The sequence below is a fragment of the Microbacterium cucumeris genome, from assembly GCF_058349845.2.
In genome coordinates this window covers 135,672-152,627 of sequence record NZ_JBYRIZ020000003.1, presented here as the reverse complement: position 1 = coordinate 152,627, position 16,956 = coordinate 135,672, and the positions used below count along the sequence as shown (strand labels likewise).

The window sequence follows — 16,956 nt, the reverse complement described above, 5'->3', positions numbered from 1 at the left end:
GAGGGGCTCGCTCGGCGGGCGGGCGGGGTTACAGCACGAGGCGATAGCCCATGCCGGACTCGGTGAGCAGGTGCGCGGGGGAACCGGGCTCCCGCTCGAGCTTCCGGCGCAGCTGCGACATGTACAGCCGCAGGTATCCCGAGTCCGAGACCTGCTCGCTGCCCCAGATCTCCTTGAGCAGCTCCTGCCGGGTCACGAGCACTCCCGGATGCCGGGACAGATGCTCCAGCATCCGCCACTCGGTCGGGGTGAGGTGCACGCGCTCGCCGTCGCGGGTCACCGCCTTGGCCGAAAGGTCCACCACGACGTCGCCGAACGAGACCGTGGCCTCTCCGCCCGTCGGGACCGATCGACGCGACAGCGCGCGCAGCCGCGCGAGCAGCTCATCGATCTGGAACGGCTTGGTGACGTAGTCGTCGGCCCCGGCATCCAGCGCCTCGACCTTGTCCGCCGATCCGGTCCGCCCGGACACCACGATGATCGGCGCGTTCGTCCAACCGCGCAGCGCGTGGATCACCTCGATGCCGTCCAGCCGTGGCATCCCGAGGTCCAGCAGGATGATGTCCGGATGCGTCTGCGCCGCGGCGGTGATCGCGGCCGCACCGTCGGGAGCGGCGACGACGTCGTACCCGTGCGCGGCCAGGGTGATCCGCAGCGCGCGCACGAGCTGCGGATCGTCGTCGGCGATGAGCAGCTTCACTCCGCGTCCTCCTCCGCGTCGGCCGGGACGGCCAGGGGCAGGGACACAACCATCGTCAGGCCGCCGCCGGGGGTGTCCTCCGGCGTGAGCGTACCCGCCATCCCCTCGGTGAAGCCGCGCGACAGGGCGAGTCCGAGCCCGAGTCCGGTGGTGTTGTCGACGTCGCCGAGGCGCTGGAACGGCTGGAACATGCCGTCCTGACGGTCGGCGGGCACTCCAGGGCCGCGGTCGACGATCCGGATCTCCGCGCGATCGCCGAGCCTGCTCGTCGAGACGAGGACCCGGGAGCCCGGCGGAGAGTGACGCAGCGCGTTGGCCAGCAGGTTCACGAGCACGCGCTGCAGCAGCACCGGATCGGCCCGCAACGGCGGCAGCTCCGCGTCCAGGGCGAGCTCGACGTCCTCGGGACCGAGGGAGAGCTCGTCGAGCGCGGCCAGGACGCCGCCGGCCGCATCCACCTGCGTCGCGGAGACGGCCAGCACCCCGGCCTGGACGCGGGTGACGTCGAGCAGATCCGTGACCAGCGTCGACAGCGTGGTCAGGCTCTCATCGGCCGTCGCGAGGAGCTCGGCCCGATCGTCCGCCGACAGGGATCCGGCGGCACGCAACCCTCCGACCGCGGCGACGGCGGCCGCGAGAGGGCGCCTCAGATCGTGACTGAGCGCCGAGAGCAGGGCGCTGCGCACCTGATCGGTCTCGGCCAGCGCCTCGGCCTCGCGCGCTGTCGCGCTGAGGTCGGTGTGCTCGATCGCGGCCGACAGCTGCGCGACGATGACGTCGAGCAGCCGGCGCGCGGCGCCGTCGAGCGGGTCCCCGTGCAGCTCCAGGACGGCGCGCGGGCCGCCGTCCGCCGCGGATCCCACCGGGATCGTCGTGGAGCGGCCGTCGCGCAGTGGCTCGCCGTCCCGCGCGATGACGGTTCCGTCCGGGGCGAGCAGGCGCACTCCGCTGAGGCCGAACGCCTCGCGCGCACGGCTGACCAGGGCGAGGGCCGCGCTGTCGCCGCGCAGCACGTTGCCGGCCACCGTGGCCAGCAGTTCGGCCTCGGCGGTCGCGCGACGCGCGGTGCGCGCCTCGCGGGCCGCCCGGTCGACGATGAGGCTCACGAGCACCGCGATGATCACGTACAGTCCCAGGGCGATCGCGTGCAGTGGGTGCGCCACGGTCACGGTGTACAACGGGGCGACGAAGAGGAAGTCCAGCGTGACGCCGGACAGCACCGCCGAGAAGACGGCGGGGCGCAGTCCGCCGATCAGGGCGACCACGACGACCAGCAATTGGTACGACAGCACCTCGGACGTGATCGACTCGGGACTGCGCAGCGAGAACAGCAGCCACGACAGCAGCGGCCCCGCGATGAGCGCGACCGCGAATCCCAGCACCTGGCGCCGCCACCCCAGCGCTCCGCCGGTGATGCGCGGGAGCGCAGGACGCCTTCCTGCGGCCGCGTGCGTGACGATGTGCACGTCGATGTCGCCGGAGCGGCGGATCACCTCGGTGCCTACGCCGGGGCCGGTCAGGGCGGTGAGCAGGCGTCCGCGCCGGCTCACGCCGATGACGAGCTGGGTGGCGTCGACGCTGTGCGCGAAGTCGACGAGGGCTTCGGGGATGTCGTCGGACACGATCTGGTGGTAACTGCCGCCGAGCGACTCCACGAGCGACCGCTGCGTCGCCAGAGCTCCCGGCGCCTCTCGGCGCAGTCCGTCCTGCGCCGAGACGTGCGCCGCGAGCAGCTCGCCGCCGGCCGATCGTGCCGCGATCCGCGCTCCGCGGCGCAGCAGCGTCTCGCCCTCCGGCCCGCCGGTGAGGGCGACGACCACGCGCTCGCGCGCCTGCCAGCTGCCCTGGATGCCCTTCTCGGCGCGGTAGCTGCGCAGAGCGCTGTCGACCTCGTCCGCCAGCCACAGCAGGGCGAGCTCGCGCAGCGCCGTCAGGTTGCCGAGCTGGAAGTAGTTGGACAGCGCCGCGTCGATGCGCTCGGCGGGGTAGACGAGTCCGGCCGACAGGCGATCGCGCAGCGTCTGCGGGGCGAGGTCCACCACCTCGATCTCGTCGGCGCCGCGCACCACGGCATCCGGGATCGTCTCCTGCTGGGCGATGCCGGTGATCTTCTCGACGACGGCGTTCAGCGACTCGATGTGCTGGACGTTCACGGTCGTGATGACATCGATCCCGGCATCCAGCAGCTCGTGGACGTCCTGCCAGCGCTTGGCGTTGCGCGAACCCGGCGCGTTGGTGTGGGCGAGCTCGTCGACGAGGGCGAGCTCGGGCGCGCGGGCGAGTACGGCGTCGACGTCCATCTCGGCGAGCTCGACGCCGCGGTGCCGCTCGACGCGGCGCGGCACGCACTCGAGATCCGCGACCTGCGCCTCGGTGGCAGCGCGCCCGTGCGTCTTGACGACGGCGACGACCACGTCCGCGCCGTCCTGGTGCAGACGATTCCCCTCGGCGAGCATCTCGTACGTCTTGCCGACGCCGGGGGCTGCCCCGAGCAGGACTCTGAGGCGGCCGCGACGCACCGCGCGCTCTGGCGTCATCAGCCCTCCCGCTGGTCGAGTGCGAGATTCAGTTCCACGACGTTGATGCGCTCCTCGCCGAGGAACCCCAGGTCCCGCCCTTGAATCCTAGACTCCACGAGGGCGCGGATCTCCTCCTCGGACGCATCGCGCTCCTCGGCGATCCGCGGCACCTGCAGCAGCGCGTACGCGACGCTGATGTGCGGGTCGAGACCGGACCCCGAGGCCGTGACGGCGTCGGCGGGCACGGCATCCGGATCCACGCCCTCGCGCGCCGCGATCTCGTTGCGGCGCTCGTCGATCGCGGCGACGAGGTCCGGGTTCTCGGGTCCCAGGTTGCTGCCGCTCGACGCGCGGGCGTCGTACCCGTCGCCGGCGGCGGAGGGGCGGGGCTGGAAGTACTCCGGCAGCGCCTCGCCGTCCGCGTCCGTGTACGCCTGGCCGATCAGGGCGCTGCCGACGACGGTGCCCTGATCGTCCGCGACGGGAGACCCGTTCGCCTGCCACGGCATCAGCACCTGCCCGAGGCCGGTGATGACGAGCGTGTAGCCGACGCCGAGCACGAGGGTGAGCACGAGCATCGCGCGGACGGCGACGCCGGCCGTGCGGGCGGTGGTGCGGAACTGCGACATGGGATGCCTTTCGGGGAGGTTCAGAAGCCGGGGATGAGGCTGACGACGAGGTCGATGAGCTTGATGCCGAGGAACGGGGCGATCGCTCCGCCGACGCCGTAGACGAGCAGGTTGCGCTGCAGGATCCGCGCCGCGCTCGCCGGCCGGTACCGCACACCGCGCAGGGCGAGCGGGATGAGGAAGACGATCACGACCGCGTTGAACACGATGGCGCTGGTGACGGCGGACGCCGGGGAGTGCAGCTGCATGATGTTCAGCGCCGCGAGCCCAGGGAACACGCCCATGAACATCGCAGGGATGATCGCGAAGTACTTCGCGATGTCGTTCGCGAGCGAGAAGGTCGTCAGGGCCCCGCGCGTGATCAGCAGCTGCTTGCCGATGCGGACGATGTCGATGAGCTTGGTCGGGTCCGAGTCGAGGTCGACCATGTTGCCGGCCTCCTTGGCGGCCGAGGTCCCGGTGTTCATCGCGACGCCGACGTCGGCCTGAGCGAGCGCGGGAGCGTCGTTCGTGCCGTCGCCGGTCATGGCGACGAGACGGCCGCCCGACTGCTCCTTGCGGATGAGTGCGAGCTTGTCCTCCGGGGTCGCCTCGGCGAGATAGTCGTCGACGCCGGCCTCCTTCGCGATCGCGGCGGCGGTCAGCGGGTTGTCCCCCGTGATCATCACCGTGCGGATGCCCATCGAGCGCAGCTCGTCGAAGCGTTCGCGCAGACCGTCCTTGACGATGTCCTTCAGGTGCACGACGCCCAGGATCCGTCCGTCCCCCGTGGCGGTGCGGACGGCGACCACCAGCGGGGTTCCGCCGCTCTGCGCGACGCCGTCGACGAGGCCCGTGAGCTCGGCATCCGGCGCTTCGCGTCCCAGCCACGCCGTCACGGCGGAGCCGGCGCCCTTGCGGATCTCGGTGCCGTCGGCGAGATCCAGCCCGCTCATCCTGGTCTGCGCCGTGAACGGGACGACGACGGCTCCGTCTGGGGTGGCGACACGGATGCCGCGCGCGCCGGCCAGCTCGACGATCGACGCTCCCTCCGGGGTCGGGTCGGCGAGCGAGGACAGTGCGGCCGTGCGCAGCAGTTCTTCCGGCTCGACTCCGGCGATGGGCAGGACGTCGTCGGCACGACGGTTGCCGTAGGTGATGGTCCCGGTCTTGTCGAGCAGCAGGGTCGTGACGTCGCCGGCCGCCTCGACCGCGCGACCGGACATGGCGAGCACGTTGCGCTGCACCAGCCGGTCCATTCCCGCGATCCCGATGGCGGAGAGCAGGGCGCCGATCGTGGTGGGGATGAGGCAGACGAGCAGCGCGATGAGCACCGGGATGCTGACGGGCGAGGCCGCGTAGGACGCGATCGGATTCAGCGTCATCACCACGAGCACGAACACGATCGACAGGCTCGCGAGCAGGATGTTCAGGGCGATCTCGTTGGGGGTGCGCTGACGGTTCGCGCCCTCGACGAGCGCGATCATCCGATCGACGAACGTCTCGCCCGGCTTCGAGGTGATGCGCACGACGATCCGGTCGGACAGCACGCGCGTGCCGCCGGTGACCGCGCTGCGGTCGCCGCCGGACTCGCGGATCACCGGAGCGCTCTCGCCCGTGATCGCCGACTCGTCGACCGTCGCGATCCCTGCCAGGATGTCGCCGTCCCCGGGGATCAGCTCCCCGGCCTCGACGATGACGACGTCGTCGCGGAGCAGGTCGGCGGAGGAGACCTCGACGGTCGTGACGCGTTCCGCCGCGGCATCCGTCTGCGGATCGTACGCGGTGACGCGCCGGGCGAGCGTCGACGTGCGGGTCCGGCGCAGGGTGGCCGCCTGGGCCTTGCCCCGCCCCTCGGCGACCGACTCGGCCAGGTTCGCGAACACCACCGTCAGCCACAGCCATGCGGCGATGCCCCACGTGAAGCCGGCGGGTACCGGCGTGCCTCCGGACTCGCCCGGTCCGCCGAGGAACGGCTCGGCGATCGCGAGCACCGTCGTGAACGCGGCCCCGACCCACACGAGCAGCATGACGGGGTTGCGGACCAGCGCGGCCGGGTTGAGCCTGCGCAGCGCACCGGGGAGGGCGTGGACGAGCGGGCCCCAGCCGAACGAGCGACGAGGGGAGGAGGGGACGGATGCCGCGGCATCCTGCATCTCGGGTTCTTCGGTCATGAGTGCCATGTCAGACGAGTCCTTCGGCGAGGGGTCCCAGGGTGAGGACCGGGAAATAGGTCAGTGCGGTGATGACGACGGCGACGATCGACAGGAGGCCGACGAACTGCGGGCGATGCGTGGGCAGCGTCCCCGTGGTCGCCGGGACGCGCTCCTGGGCGGCGAGGGATCCCGCCAGCGCCAGCACCAGGACGATCGGGATGAAGCGCCCGAGCAGCATCGCGATGCCGAGCGCCGTGTTGAACCACGGGGTGTTCGCCGTCAGCCCGGCGAACGCCGATCCGTTGTTGTTCGCCGCCGAGGTGAAGGCGTAGAGCACCTCGCTCATGCCGTGCACGCCGGGATTCAGGATGCTGGTGCCGGTGACGTCGTCGCGGATGCCGGGGATGGCGAAGCTCGCCGCGGTGCCGAGCAGCACGAGGGCGGGGGTGACGAGGATGTACAGGCTGGCGAGCGTGATCTCGCGCGGGCCGATGCGCTTGCCGAGGTACTCGGGCGTGCGTCCCACGAGCAGGCCACCGATGAAGACGGCGATGATCGCGAGCACGAGCATCCCGTAGAGCCCCGACCCGACGCCGCCGGGGGCGACCTCGCCGAGCATCATGTTCAGCATCGGCATCATGCCGCCCAGCGCCGTGTAGGAGTCGTGCATCGAGTTCACGGCGCCCGTGGAGGTCAGCGTCGAGGCGCTGCCGAACAGCGTCGAGCCGAGGATTCCGAAACGCTGCTCCTTGCCCTCCATGGCGGCTCCGGCGAGCTCGGGAGCGCTGCCCCGTCCGGCGAGTTCGAGGGCGGAGAGCGTGAACGTCGACACGAGGAAGATGGCGCCCATGACGGCGGCGATCGCGTAGCCCTGCCGGTGATCGCCCACCATGCGCCCGAACGCCCGTGGCAGGGAGAACGGGATGCACAGGATGAGGACGATCTCGAGGAGGTTCGTCCAGCCTGCGGGATTCTCGAAGGGATGCGCGGAATTGGCGTTGAAGAAGCCGCCGCCGTTGGTGCCGAGGAGCTTGATCGCCTCCTGCGAGGCCACCGGACCGCCCGGGAGGACCTGCCCGGAGCCGGTGACCGTCGTGATCTCGGTGAGGCCGGCGAAGTTCTGCACGACGCCGCCGGCGATGAGGGCGAGCGCGCTGAGCGCGGCCATCGGCAGCAGGATGCGTCCGAGCCCGCGGATCAGGTCGACCCAGAAGTTGCCGATCGTGGCCGAGCCTCGGCGGGCGAAACCGCGGATCAGCGCGACCGCGACGGCGAGCCCGACGGCCGCGGAAACGAAGTTCTGCACGGTGAGGCCGGCGAGCTGCACCGTGTAGCCCATGGTCTGCTCCGGGGAGTACGACTGCCAGTTGGTGTTGGCGACGAACGACGCCGCGGTGTTGAACGCCAGCCCCTCCGGGACGGCCGGGAGACCGAGCGACTGCGGGAGGAGGGCCTGGAACCGCTGCAGGGCGTAGACGAGGAGCAGGCCCGCGGCCGAGAAGATCAGCACGCTGCGGCCGTAGGCGCGCGAGGTCTGCTCCGACCCGGGGTCGACGCCGATGAGCCGATACGCCCCGCGTTCGACGCGCAGGTCCCGCGGCGACGAGTACACCCGCGCGATGTAGTCGCCGAGCGGGCGGTACAGCAGCACGAGGACCGCGATGAGCGTGGCGGCCTGGAGCACGCCGAACCAGATCGTCGCGGTCATCAGAACCGCTCCGGTGCGACGAGGGCGACGACCAGGTAGACGACGGCCGCGACCGCGAGGGCGAGAGCGGCGATCTCGAAGACGATCATGCGCGCTCCACCCCCTTCGCGATGAGGGCGACGAGGGCGAAGAGCGCGAGAGTCAGCGCGATGTGGATGATGTCGAGCACGTCTCGATGCAACCCGCTCCCACTGCGCCGCACGTCGATCCTCACGCTTTCCCTACGCCGGGGCGCCGGACCCATGCGCGATGCTGACGGTCAGCGCGCGTCCGAGGCGTCTGGATAGGATCGCGAGGTGCCAGGGACCACCGCCTCCGCGATCGTCGCGATCCTCCTCGGCGTCGTCGTCGGCTTCGTGCTGTTCGTGCCGTTCGTCTCCCTCAGTTACCGCCGTCGGGGTCATCTCAGCCCCGGGCGACTGCTCGTGTGGGCCTCCGCGCTGGTGTACTTCTGGGCGATCTGGACGTACACGCTCCTGCCGCTGCCCTCCGGGCGCCGGATCGAGGTGTGCGCGGGGCGCGAGCTGGACCCGCTCGCGCTTCTGCGCGAGGTCCGCGACCTCCGGCCGCTGCTCGGTCAGGGCACGGCCCTGCTCGCCGACCCGACCTTCCTGCAGATCGCGCTCAACGTCGTCCTGTTCATCCCGCTCGGCTTCTTCCTCCGCGTGCTCGGCGGCCGCGGGATCGTCGTGGCGCTGCTGGCCGGCTTCGGCGTCTCGCTCGTGATCGAGACCACCCAGCTCACCGGCGTGTGGGGCATCTACTCGTGCGCGTACCGGGTGTTCGACGTCGGGGACCTGATGACGAACACCGCCGGCGCTGCGATCGGGTCGGTCCTGGCGCTCATGGTCCCGCGCCGCCTGCGCGGCCTCGCGGTCGCTCCGGATGCCGGACGGCCCCGCCCCGTCACCCGGGCGCGCCGGCTGCTGGCGATGGCGTGCGACGGCATCGCGTTTCTCCTGGTCTCGGCGAGCGTGGACGTCATGGTGACGGCGGCGCGCGTGATCCTCGCCGGCGGATGGGAGCTGTCGGCGATGCGCCGGGTCGCGGTCCCCGTCGTCGAGGGCGCCGGGGCCTCGGGGGCGGGCACGCTCGTCGCCGCGGCGATCTGGCTCGTCGTGATCCTCGCCACGGGGCGCTCACCGGGCGACTCGGCCGTGCAGCTGCAGTACCGAGGCGGGCCCGTTCCGCATCCGTTGGCGCGGCTGCTGCGCTGGCTGGCCGGCATCGCGGGGATCGCCGTGCTGGGACTGGTCTGGGGTCTGCTCACCCCGATCCTCGCGTTCGTCAGCGTGTTCATGGTCCTCATCACCCGGTCCGGGCGCGGCCTGCCCGGGCTGGTGTCGGCTCAGGAGCTCACCGATGCGAGGGCGGATGCCGGGGCATCCGTCCCACGATCGTGACCCGCTGGCGGGGCGAGGTTATATCCACGATCCGTCGGAAGAGTGCGCATGTGGGTGTCGCCAATATGTCGGTTTTCCTGTTAACTGGCTGAGCGTTGCCTCGGGTGTGCCCCATGCGAACCCTGGACGCGCATCATTCCACTGTCACGTGTTCCGGAGGGGGAACCATGTCCAGTAATCGTCGAGCGCGCCTGCGCTCGTGGTCCCGGCGACGATCGCCAGGCCGCTCCATCATCGCCGCTCTCGGCGTCGCCGCCCTGGCAGGCGCTTCGCTGTTGAGCGTTACGACCGCCGCCCGGGCAGAACCGGGGACTCCGGGGGTTCCTCAGGCGAACACTGTGGTCTTCGAGGAGGACTTCGAGAACGGCCCCGGCACGACCCCGCAGCTTCTGAGCGCCTACACCGGGGCGAACGGGCAGACCTACACCGCTGATGCGGTGTGGCTGACAGCCTGCAACGGCACCATCGTCAACTTCGCCATCCCCTTCACCGACCTGGGGAACTGCGCTTCTGCAGGTAACTCCTCGAACCTGCGGCAGCTGGCCTACGCCCTGGGCGTGCACGGCGGCGCCGGCGATCCCAACACCAACGACGTCGTCGCGGCGTACACCGAAGGCAACCCCGGCGCCGGCGCGATCGAGTTCCAGACGGTCGACAACATCGCGCTCGCGTCGGCCTCCGGCCGGTTCCTGACCTTCAGCGTCGACACCGCTGCGGTGAACTGCCAGGTGTCCGCGCCGCAGTACCAGTTCTCCTTCCTGGACGACGAGGGGGCGGCGACGAACGTGGGAGGCGTGCTGAACGCCTGCTCGTCGGGCACCACCGTCACCGCGCCGGCGGTCGGGGCGCTCCCGACGCGTGCTGTGAGCGTCGGGACCTATACGTCGAACGGTTCGGTGCTGTTCGACGGCTCCAGCCTCGGAATCCGCATGACGAACGCGAACGGCTCGGGCACCGGTAACGACGCGGCCTTCGACAACATCCGCATCCTCGACGTCACGCCGCAACTGGACAAGTCCTTCAGCCCGGCCTCCCTCGTCGCGGAGGAGGTCTCCACTCTCACCCTGACCGTCACGAACACCGATGATCTGGCCGCGAAGAACGGGTGGTCCTTCGTGGATGAGCTCCCGACCGGCCTGACCATCGCTGACGGCTCAGCCGCCACCACGTGCCCTGCCGGCGTCGTGGATGCCCCTGTCGGCGGCACGACGATCACGGCCTCCGGCGACCTGACGGCAGGCATGGAATCCTGCACCGTCACCGTGAACGTCACGTCGCCCGTCGCCGGCACGTTCACGAACGGCCCGGACAACATCACGAGCACGGGCCTGAACGACCCGGCGGACACCACCGTCGAGTTCGTCGAGCAGGAGCCGGCGATCCGCGTCGTCAAGTCGGCGACGCCGACGTCCGAGGAGGAGTTCGTCCTCGGGCAGAACGTCACATATTCGTTCGTCGTGACGAACACGGGAAATGTGACGCTGACGGATGTCGTGGTGTCGGAGGGTGAGTTCTCCGGTACGGGCGAACTGTCGGATGTCGTGTGTCCGGTGGGTGCGTCTTCCCTGGCTCCGGGTGCGTCGGTTACGTGCACGGCGACGTATGAGGTGACGCAGGAGGATGTCGACGCGGGGTCGATCACGAACGCGGCGACCGCCACGGGCACGCCGCCGAACGGCGAACCACCGGTCTCTCCCGAGTCCGAAGTGACGATTCCCTCCGAGGAGCCCGCTCCGGCGCTGACGATCGACAAGGAAGCGGATGTCGAGACGATCACGGCTGCGGGCGAGACGATCGAGTATTCGTTCCTGGTGACGAACACGGGGAACGTGACGCTGACGGATGTCGTGGTGTCGGAGGGTGAGTTCTCCGGTACGGGCGAGCTGTCGGATGTCGTGTGTCCGGCGGGTGCGTCTTCTCTGGCTCCGGGTGCGTCGGTGACGTGCACGGCGACGTATGACGTGACGCAGGAGGATGTGGATGCCGGTTCGATCACGAACGCGGCGACCGCGACGGGCACCCCGCCGAACCCGCTGACGCCGCCTCCGGTCTCCCCGTCGGACGAGGTCACCGTGGATGTCCCGGCTGCGCCGGCGCTGACGATCGACAAGGAAGCGGATGTCGAGACGATCACGGCTGCGGGCGAGACGATCGAGTATTCGTTCCTGGTGACGAACACGGGGAACGTGACGCTGACGGATGTCGTGGTGTCGGAGGGTGAGTTCTCCGGTACGGGCGAGCTGTCGGATGTCGTGTGTCCGGCGGGTGCGTCTTCTCTGGCTCCGGGTGCGTCGGTGACGTGCACGGCGACGTATGACGTGACGCAGGAGGATGTGGATGCCGGTTCGATCACGAACGCGGCGACCGCGACGGGCACCCCGCCGAACCCGGTGACGCCGCCTCCGGTCTCCCCGTCGGACGACGTGACCGTGGACATTCCGGCGAACCCGGCGATCACGGTCGTCAAGTCGGCCGACGAGGCCGCGCACGCGGACATCGCGGTCGGGCAGGAGATCACGTACTCCTTCCTGGTCACGAACACCGGCAACGTGACCCTGGCGGATGTCGTGGTGACGGAGGGCGAGTTCTCCGGCGCCGGCGACCTGTCCGAGATCGTCTGCCCGGACGACGCGTCGCGCCTCGCTCCCGCAGGCCAGATCACCTGCACGGCCACGTACACCGTCGTCCAGGCTGACGTCGACGCCGGGACGGTGACGAACACGGCCACCGCGACCGGAACTCCGCCGACCGGCGAAGCGCCGGTCTCGCCGGAGTCCGAGGTCACGGTTCCGAGCGTTCCCGCCCCCGGCCTGGACGTCGTGAAGACGGCGAGCGTCGAGCGCGCGAACACCGTCGGGCAGTCGATCACGTACTCGTTCCTCGTGACGAACACAGGCAACCTCACCCTCAGCGACATCACTGTCGACGAGGGGGAGTTCACGGGAACGGGTGCACTGTCCGCGATCGCGTGCCCGGCAGGAGCGGAATCGCTCGCGCCCGGTGCACAGGTGACCTGCACGGCCACCTACACCGTGACTCAGGCCGATCTGGACGCGGGATCGATCAGTAACACGGCGACGGCGGGTGGCCTGACTCCCGGCGGCGAGCCGTTCGCGTCGGACCCGTCGACGGTCACGGTGGACACGCCGGGGACTCCGCTGGCGACCACCGGTGGTGACCTCGCGTGGGGCATCGCGGCGACCGGCATGCTGCTGCTCGTCGGCGGCGGCGCGCTCCTGGTCGTGCGGCGACGCCGCGCGATGTTCAGCGACTGAACGGCGCTGACCTGAGATGAGGCGCCCCCGCGCTGCGACATCGTCGCAGCGCGGGGGCGCTCCCGTCGTCGGCTCATCGCGAACGCACAGCCCTTTCCGATCACGGACTTGTAACGTCGAGGGCATGACGACCGTTGACGTCACCGAGGACACCATCCGCCAGACCAAGGAGCTCCGCGATGAGTTCCAGCGGTTCCTCCGGGAGTACGAGTTCGGGATGCGCGAGGTCGAGACCAAGATCTCGATCCTGCGGGACGAGTTCACTCACGATCACTCGTACAACCCGATCGAGCACGTCACGAGCCGACTGAAGTCACCCGACAGCATCGTCGAGAAGATCGCCCGCAAGGGCATCGACGAACCCGACTTCGCGAGGATCCGTCAGGAGATCACCGACATCGCCGGCGTCCGCGTCACCTGCAGCTTCGTCGCGGACGTCTACCGGCTGTTCGACCTGCTGACCGCTCAGGACGACATCACCGTGCGCGTCGTGAAGGACTACATCGCCAACCCGAAGCCGAACGGCTACAAGAGCCTGCACGTCATCCTCGAGGTGCCGGTGTTCCTGTCCACCGGCGCACTGTCGGTCCCCGTCGAGGTGCAGTTCCGCACCATCGCCATGGACTTCTGGGCGAGCCTGGAGCACAAGATCTATTACAAGTTCTCCAGCCAGGTTCCCTCGCACCTCGTCGACAGCCTGACCGACGCGGCCGAGGCCGCCGCCGAACTGGATCTTCGCATGGAGCGGCTGCACCGCGAGGCGCACGGATCGACCAGCCGTCAGCTCGCCCCGCCGCCCCCGCCGCGCGTCGTCGAGGTCTGAGGGGCGCGGCAGTCCCTGCTCAGTCCAGGAACTCGCGTGCGGCCGTCGTCATCGCCGTCACGCCGACCTCGAGCGTGGGGTGGATCTCCGGGGCGTAGAACGGGGAGTGGTTGGTGGGGATGTCCTCGGCCAGGCGTCCCGCAGCCGCGGCCTCGGCGAACGCTGCAGGGTCGGCTCCGCCCCAGAACCAGAACACCAGCGGTGCTCCGGCGTCGCGCGCGAACCACGAGACGTCCTCGCTTCCGGTGAACATGCCGGGGTCGATCACGCTCGCCTCGCCGAGCACCCGGCGCAACGCGTTCGTCACGCGCTCCGTGGCCTCGGCGTCGTTGATCGTGGCCGGCAGCGTGTGCAGGGTGCGGATGTCCGGCTCGCGTTCGGCGCCCGACGCCAGCGACTCGGCCCGCACGATGCGTTCGACGCTGGCGAGCACCTTCTCGCGCGACGCGTCGTCGGGGTAGCGGAGGCTGAGCTCGAGCTTCGCCTCCGCCGGGATGATGTTGTTCTTCAGGCCCGCGTGGATCGCGCCGACGGTGACGACGCCGACCCCCTGCGGGTCGATCTCGCGCGAGGCGATGGTCTGCAGACGCATGACGGTCGCCGCCGCCATCACCACGGGGTCGATCGTGGCGTGCGGGCGCGAGCCGTGACCGCCGCGGCCGTGCAGCGTCACGCTCAGCCCGTCGGACGCCGCCATCTGGGTGCCGCTGCGCACGCCGACGACGCCGGCCGGGAGCGGCGTGACGTGCTGTCCCAGCACGACGTCCGGCCGGGGATAGCGGTCGAGGACGCCGGCGTCGAGCATCGCCCTGGCACCCGCGCCGTACTCCTCGGCGGGCTGGATCAGCACGACGACCGTGCCCGACCAGTCCGCACGGCTCGCGACGAGCTGCTCGACGGCGCCGATCATCGCGGTGACGTGCATGTCGTGCCCGCAGGCGTGCATGACGGGCACGGTCGCGCCCTCGGGGTCCACGCCGGTCGCGGTGCTGGCGTAGGCGAGGCCGGTCTGCTCCTCGACGGGCAGCGCGTCCATGTCGGCGCGCAACCAGACGGTGGGTCCCTCTCCGTTCGACAGCAGACCGACGACGCCGGTCACGCCTAGGTTCTCCTCGACCTCGAGTCCGAGGTCGCGGAGGTGCTGGGCCGCGATGCCGGCGGTGCGGGTCTCCTGGAAGGACAGCTCGGGGTGCCGGTGCAGGTCCGTGTAGAGGGCCTCGAGGTCGATCGTCATGCCCTCACCCTAGCCGGGCCTGTCGCTCACGCCTGCCGGTAGGAGGCCAGCTCCGGTCCTGGTTCGAGCACGGCGTTCACGATCGAGCGGATCGCGAACTCGCTCGCGCCGCCCAGCTCGACCACGTCGGGGTGCAGCAGCCACTGCAGCTGCAGACCGTCCATGACCGCCAGGATCGCCGCGGACGCCGCGGCCACGGTCTCGGGCTCCCTGACCCCCTGCTGCGCGCACAGCTCGGCGAACGCCTCGGAGATCTCGCGCCGCAGCGTCGTATACCGCTCCTCGAAGTACTCCCGGCCGGGATGCTCGTCGGTCACGCTCTCGGAGGAGAGCACGGTGTACGCCTGGACGATGCCCGGTCGCTTCTCGTTCGCGAACGCCGTGCGCACGAGGTGCAGGAACAGCTCGGGGCCTCCGGGGATGTGCTTCTCCTCGAGGTCCTCGACGTCCGCCTGATCGCGGTAGGCGAGCACTTCGAGCAGCAGCTTCTGCTTGGAGCCGAAGTGATGCAGGACGCCGGCGTGCGTGATGCCCACCTGCTCGGCGACGTCGGCGAGCGTGCCGTTGGTCGATCCCTTGTTGCCGAAGATCTCGACGGCCGCCTTGAGGATCTGCTCGCGCTTCGCGCGCGTGGCGGGGCGGGTGCGCACGGCATCCTCACTGCTGCTGGCCACGGTGCCTCCGTTGCTGTTCTGTGACTTGCCATGTTACTTACTGATGAGTAACCTCGCATCAACTTACTTTCTCGCCAGTAAGTTTCGGTACCCCCGCCACCGCGTGCAGACGACCGGTGGTTCCGCACAAAGACCGTGCCCTAGGAGAAGCAATGAAGCTCAGAAAGTCCCTGATCGCGGCCGCCGCGGTCGCCGCCCTCGGCACCACGGTGCTCGCCGGATGCTCGTCGGGCGGTGGCGACGACGGCGGTGACGCCGGCGCCGGCAGCGTCGCCCTCACGATCGCCAAGCCCGACGGGGCGATCACGACGGAGTCGCACAATCCCTACCTCGGAGACTCCTCGGCCTCGAAGTACGGCTACGCCAAGGTCATCTTCGAGCCGCTCGCCCTCGTCAACCCGACCGGCGACCTGGGGACCACCCCGTGGCTCGCGGAGTCCGTCGAGTGGAACGAGGACTACACCGAGCTCACCGTCGTCCCGCGTGCGGACGTGACGTGGAGCGACGGCGAGCCGTTCACGGGTGAGGACATCGTGTTCACGTTCGATCAGTTCCTCAACGGCAAGCTCACCGACTCCTCGGGACTGAACTACCAGGGCGCCACGGTCGACGGCGACACGATCACGCTGACCTTCGGCAACTCCAAGTACACCTCCCAGGCCCGGGTGCTGCACACGCCGATCGTGCCGAAGCACATCTGGGAGAACATCGAGGACCCGAACACCGACCCGCTCACCGGCGAGGGGCTCGCGGTCGGCACGGGACCCTACGTGCTCGACAGCTGGACCACCGAGTCCGTCACCCTGACCGCGAACGAGGACTACTGGGGCGGCGAGCTCGCCGTCCCCGAACTGCACTACGTCTCGTACGGCGACAACGCCGCGCTGACGACGGCGCTCGTGTCCGGCGAGGCCGACTGGGCGCAGGCGTTCATCCCGCAGATCGAGGACAGCTATCTCGCGGCGGACGAGGAGAACCACTTCCTGGTGTCTCCGACCGCCGGCGCGGCCACCGTGTTCCTCAACCTGCAGACCGAGCCGTTCGACGACCCGGCGCTGCGCCAGGCGCTGGCGTGGACGATCGACCGTCAGGCGTACGTCGACGTCTCTCGCGAGGGCGCCAGTGAGGCGGTCTGGAACGTCACGGGCCTCGGCGAGCTGCTCTCCGACGAGATCATCGACGAGTACCAGGACGTCGAGTACTCCGTCGACATCGACAAGGCGCGCCAGATCCTCACCGACGCCGGCTACACCTGGGAGGACGAGAAGCTCGTCGACCCCGACGGCGCACCCGTCACCTTCTCGATCTCGGTCCCGGCGGGCTGGAGCGACTGGAACACCGAGCAGGCGCTGATCGCCGAGGAGCTCGACGCCGGCCTGGGCATCGAGGTCAAGGTCGATCAGCCCGACTGGGGCGGCTGGGACGCCGCGCGTCAGGAGGGCACGTTCCAGGCGATCATCCACTGGCTCGAGGACACCGGCAACGCGTACGGCCTGTACACCTCCACGATGGACCCGAAGTGGATCGTCGACGGCAAGGCGCAGTTCAACTTCGGCCGCTTCGAGGACCCCGCCGTCACCGAAGCGCTGAACACCTACGCCAACGCCGCCACGCAGGAGGAGCGCGACGCCGCGAGCGCGGTGCTGCAGAAGGCGTTCGTCGAGAACGTCCCCGCCATCCCGCTCGGTGCGCACCCGCTGCTGGGTCAGTACAACACCCGCAACTACGAGGGCTTCCCGACCGAGGAGGACCAGTACGCGTCGGCTGACCCCACGCAGCCGGGCATCGTCCAGGTGCTGACCAACCTCACCGCCAAGTGACCCCTCCGGCCCGTCGAGCGAGCGGCGCCCGCGCCC

At 70.1% G+C, this 16,956-nt stretch carries 13 protein-coding genes; 4 read left to right on the top strand and 9 right to left on the bottom strand.

All coding sequences use genetic code 11. The features are described from left to right. Window positions 1–28: 28 nt before the first annotated feature. Genes AC3RXZ_RS09840 through AC3RXZ_RS09810 form a run of 7 tightly spaced genes read right to left on the bottom strand, consistent with a single transcriptional unit; the run spans window position 29 to window position 7,905 of the window. A complete protein-coding gene (locus AC3RXZ_RS09840; RefSeq protein ID WP_243228953.1) occupies window positions 29–700 on the bottom strand; it encodes a response regulator in 672 nt (223 codons plus the stop codon). After that, the gene (locus AC3RXZ_RS09835; protein ID WP_491494116.1) at window positions 697–3,219 is read right to left on the bottom strand and encodes an ATP-binding protein; all 2,523 of its coding nucleotides are present in this window, start codon (window positions 3,217–3,219) and stop codon (window positions 697–699) included. The genes AC3RXZ_RS09840 and AC3RXZ_RS09835 overlap by 4 nt, the downstream gene beginning before the upstream one ends. 17 nt (window positions 3,220–3,236) lie before the next feature. Then, window positions 3,237–3,848, bottom strand: coding sequence for a potassium-transporting ATPase subunit KdpC (gene kdpC / locus AC3RXZ_RS09830; protein ID WP_243228955.1), 612 nt, complete (start codon window positions 3,846–3,848; stop codon window positions 3,237–3,239). Between the two features lie 20 nt (window positions 3,849–3,868). Beyond that, the gene (gene kdpB, locus AC3RXZ_RS09825) at window positions 3,869–6,010 is read right to left on the bottom strand and encodes a potassium-transporting ATPase subunit KdpB (protein WP_491493892.1); all 2,142 of its coding nucleotides are present in this window, start codon (window positions 6,008–6,010) and stop codon (window positions 3,869–3,871) included. Between the two features lies 1 nt (window position 6,011). Then, complete coding sequence (gene kdpA, locus AC3RXZ_RS09820) at window positions 6,012–7,691, bottom strand: potassium-transporting ATPase subunit KdpA (RefSeq protein WP_491493891.1); 1,680 nt, start codon at window positions 7,689–7,691, stop codon at window positions 6,012–6,014. Beyond that, on the bottom strand, window positions 7,691–7,780 hold the full coding sequence (locus AC3RXZ_RS09815; RefSeq protein ID WP_243228961.1) for a potassium-transporting ATPase subunit F: 90 nt from the start codon (window positions 7,778–7,780) through the stop codon (window positions 7,691–7,693). Before AC3RXZ_RS09815 ends, kdpA begins: the two co-directional genes overlap by 1 nt. Beyond that, window positions 7,777–7,905, bottom strand: coding sequence for a hypothetical protein (locus AC3RXZ_RS09810; protein ID WP_283818189.1), 129 nt, complete (start codon window positions 7,903–7,905; stop codon window positions 7,777–7,779). The genes AC3RXZ_RS09815 and AC3RXZ_RS09810 overlap by 4 nt, the downstream gene beginning before the upstream one ends. An 82-nt stretch (window positions 7,906–7,987) precedes the next feature. Here AC3RXZ_RS09810 and AC3RXZ_RS09805 point away from each other — a divergent pair, with 82 nt between their 5' ends. From AC3RXZ_RS09805 to AC3RXZ_RS09795, 3 genes are all read left to right on the top strand, one after another. Next, complete coding sequence (locus tag AC3RXZ_RS09805; RefSeq protein ID WP_491493890.1) at window positions 7,988–9,094, top strand: VanZ family protein; 1,107 nt, start codon at window positions 7,988–7,990, stop codon at window positions 9,092–9,094. A 338-nt stretch (window positions 9,095–9,432) separates the two neighbouring features. Next, a complete protein-coding gene (locus AC3RXZ_RS09800; protein WP_491493889.1) occupies window positions 9,433–12,369 on the top strand; it encodes a CLIPPER-2 domain-containing protein in 2,937 nt (978 codons plus the stop codon). A 124-nt stretch (window positions 12,370–12,493) separates the two neighbouring features. Next, entirely contained in the window at window positions 12,494–13,192 is a 699-nt protein-coding gene (locus AC3RXZ_RS09795) for a GTP pyrophosphokinase (protein WP_243228967.1), read from the top strand. Window positions 13,193–13,211: 19 nt separating this feature from the next. Here AC3RXZ_RS09795 and AC3RXZ_RS09790 read toward each other — a convergent pair whose 3' ends face one another. Both AC3RXZ_RS09790 and AC3RXZ_RS09785 read right to left on the bottom strand, forming a co-directional pair. Further along, window positions 13,212–14,426 carry an amidohydrolase gene (locus AC3RXZ_RS09790; RefSeq protein ID WP_243228969.1) on the bottom strand — a complete coding sequence of 405 codons (1,215 nt, stop codon included), beginning with the start codon at window positions 14,424–14,426 and terminating at the stop codon, window positions 13,212–13,214. Window positions 14,427–14,452: 26 nt separating this feature from the next. Further along, on the bottom strand, window positions 14,453–15,100 hold the full coding sequence (locus AC3RXZ_RS09785; RefSeq protein WP_491493888.1) for a TetR/AcrR family transcriptional regulator: 648 nt from the start codon (window positions 15,098–15,100) through the stop codon (window positions 14,453–14,455). Between the two features lie 152 nt (window positions 15,101–15,252). Between AC3RXZ_RS09785 and AC3RXZ_RS09780 the strand changes: the two genes are divergently transcribed. Continuing rightward, complete coding sequence (locus AC3RXZ_RS09780; RefSeq protein WP_491493887.1) at window positions 15,253–16,920, top strand: ABC transporter substrate-binding protein; 1,668 nt, start codon at window positions 15,253–15,255, stop codon at window positions 16,918–16,920. Window positions 16,921–16,956: the final 36 nt, after the last annotated feature.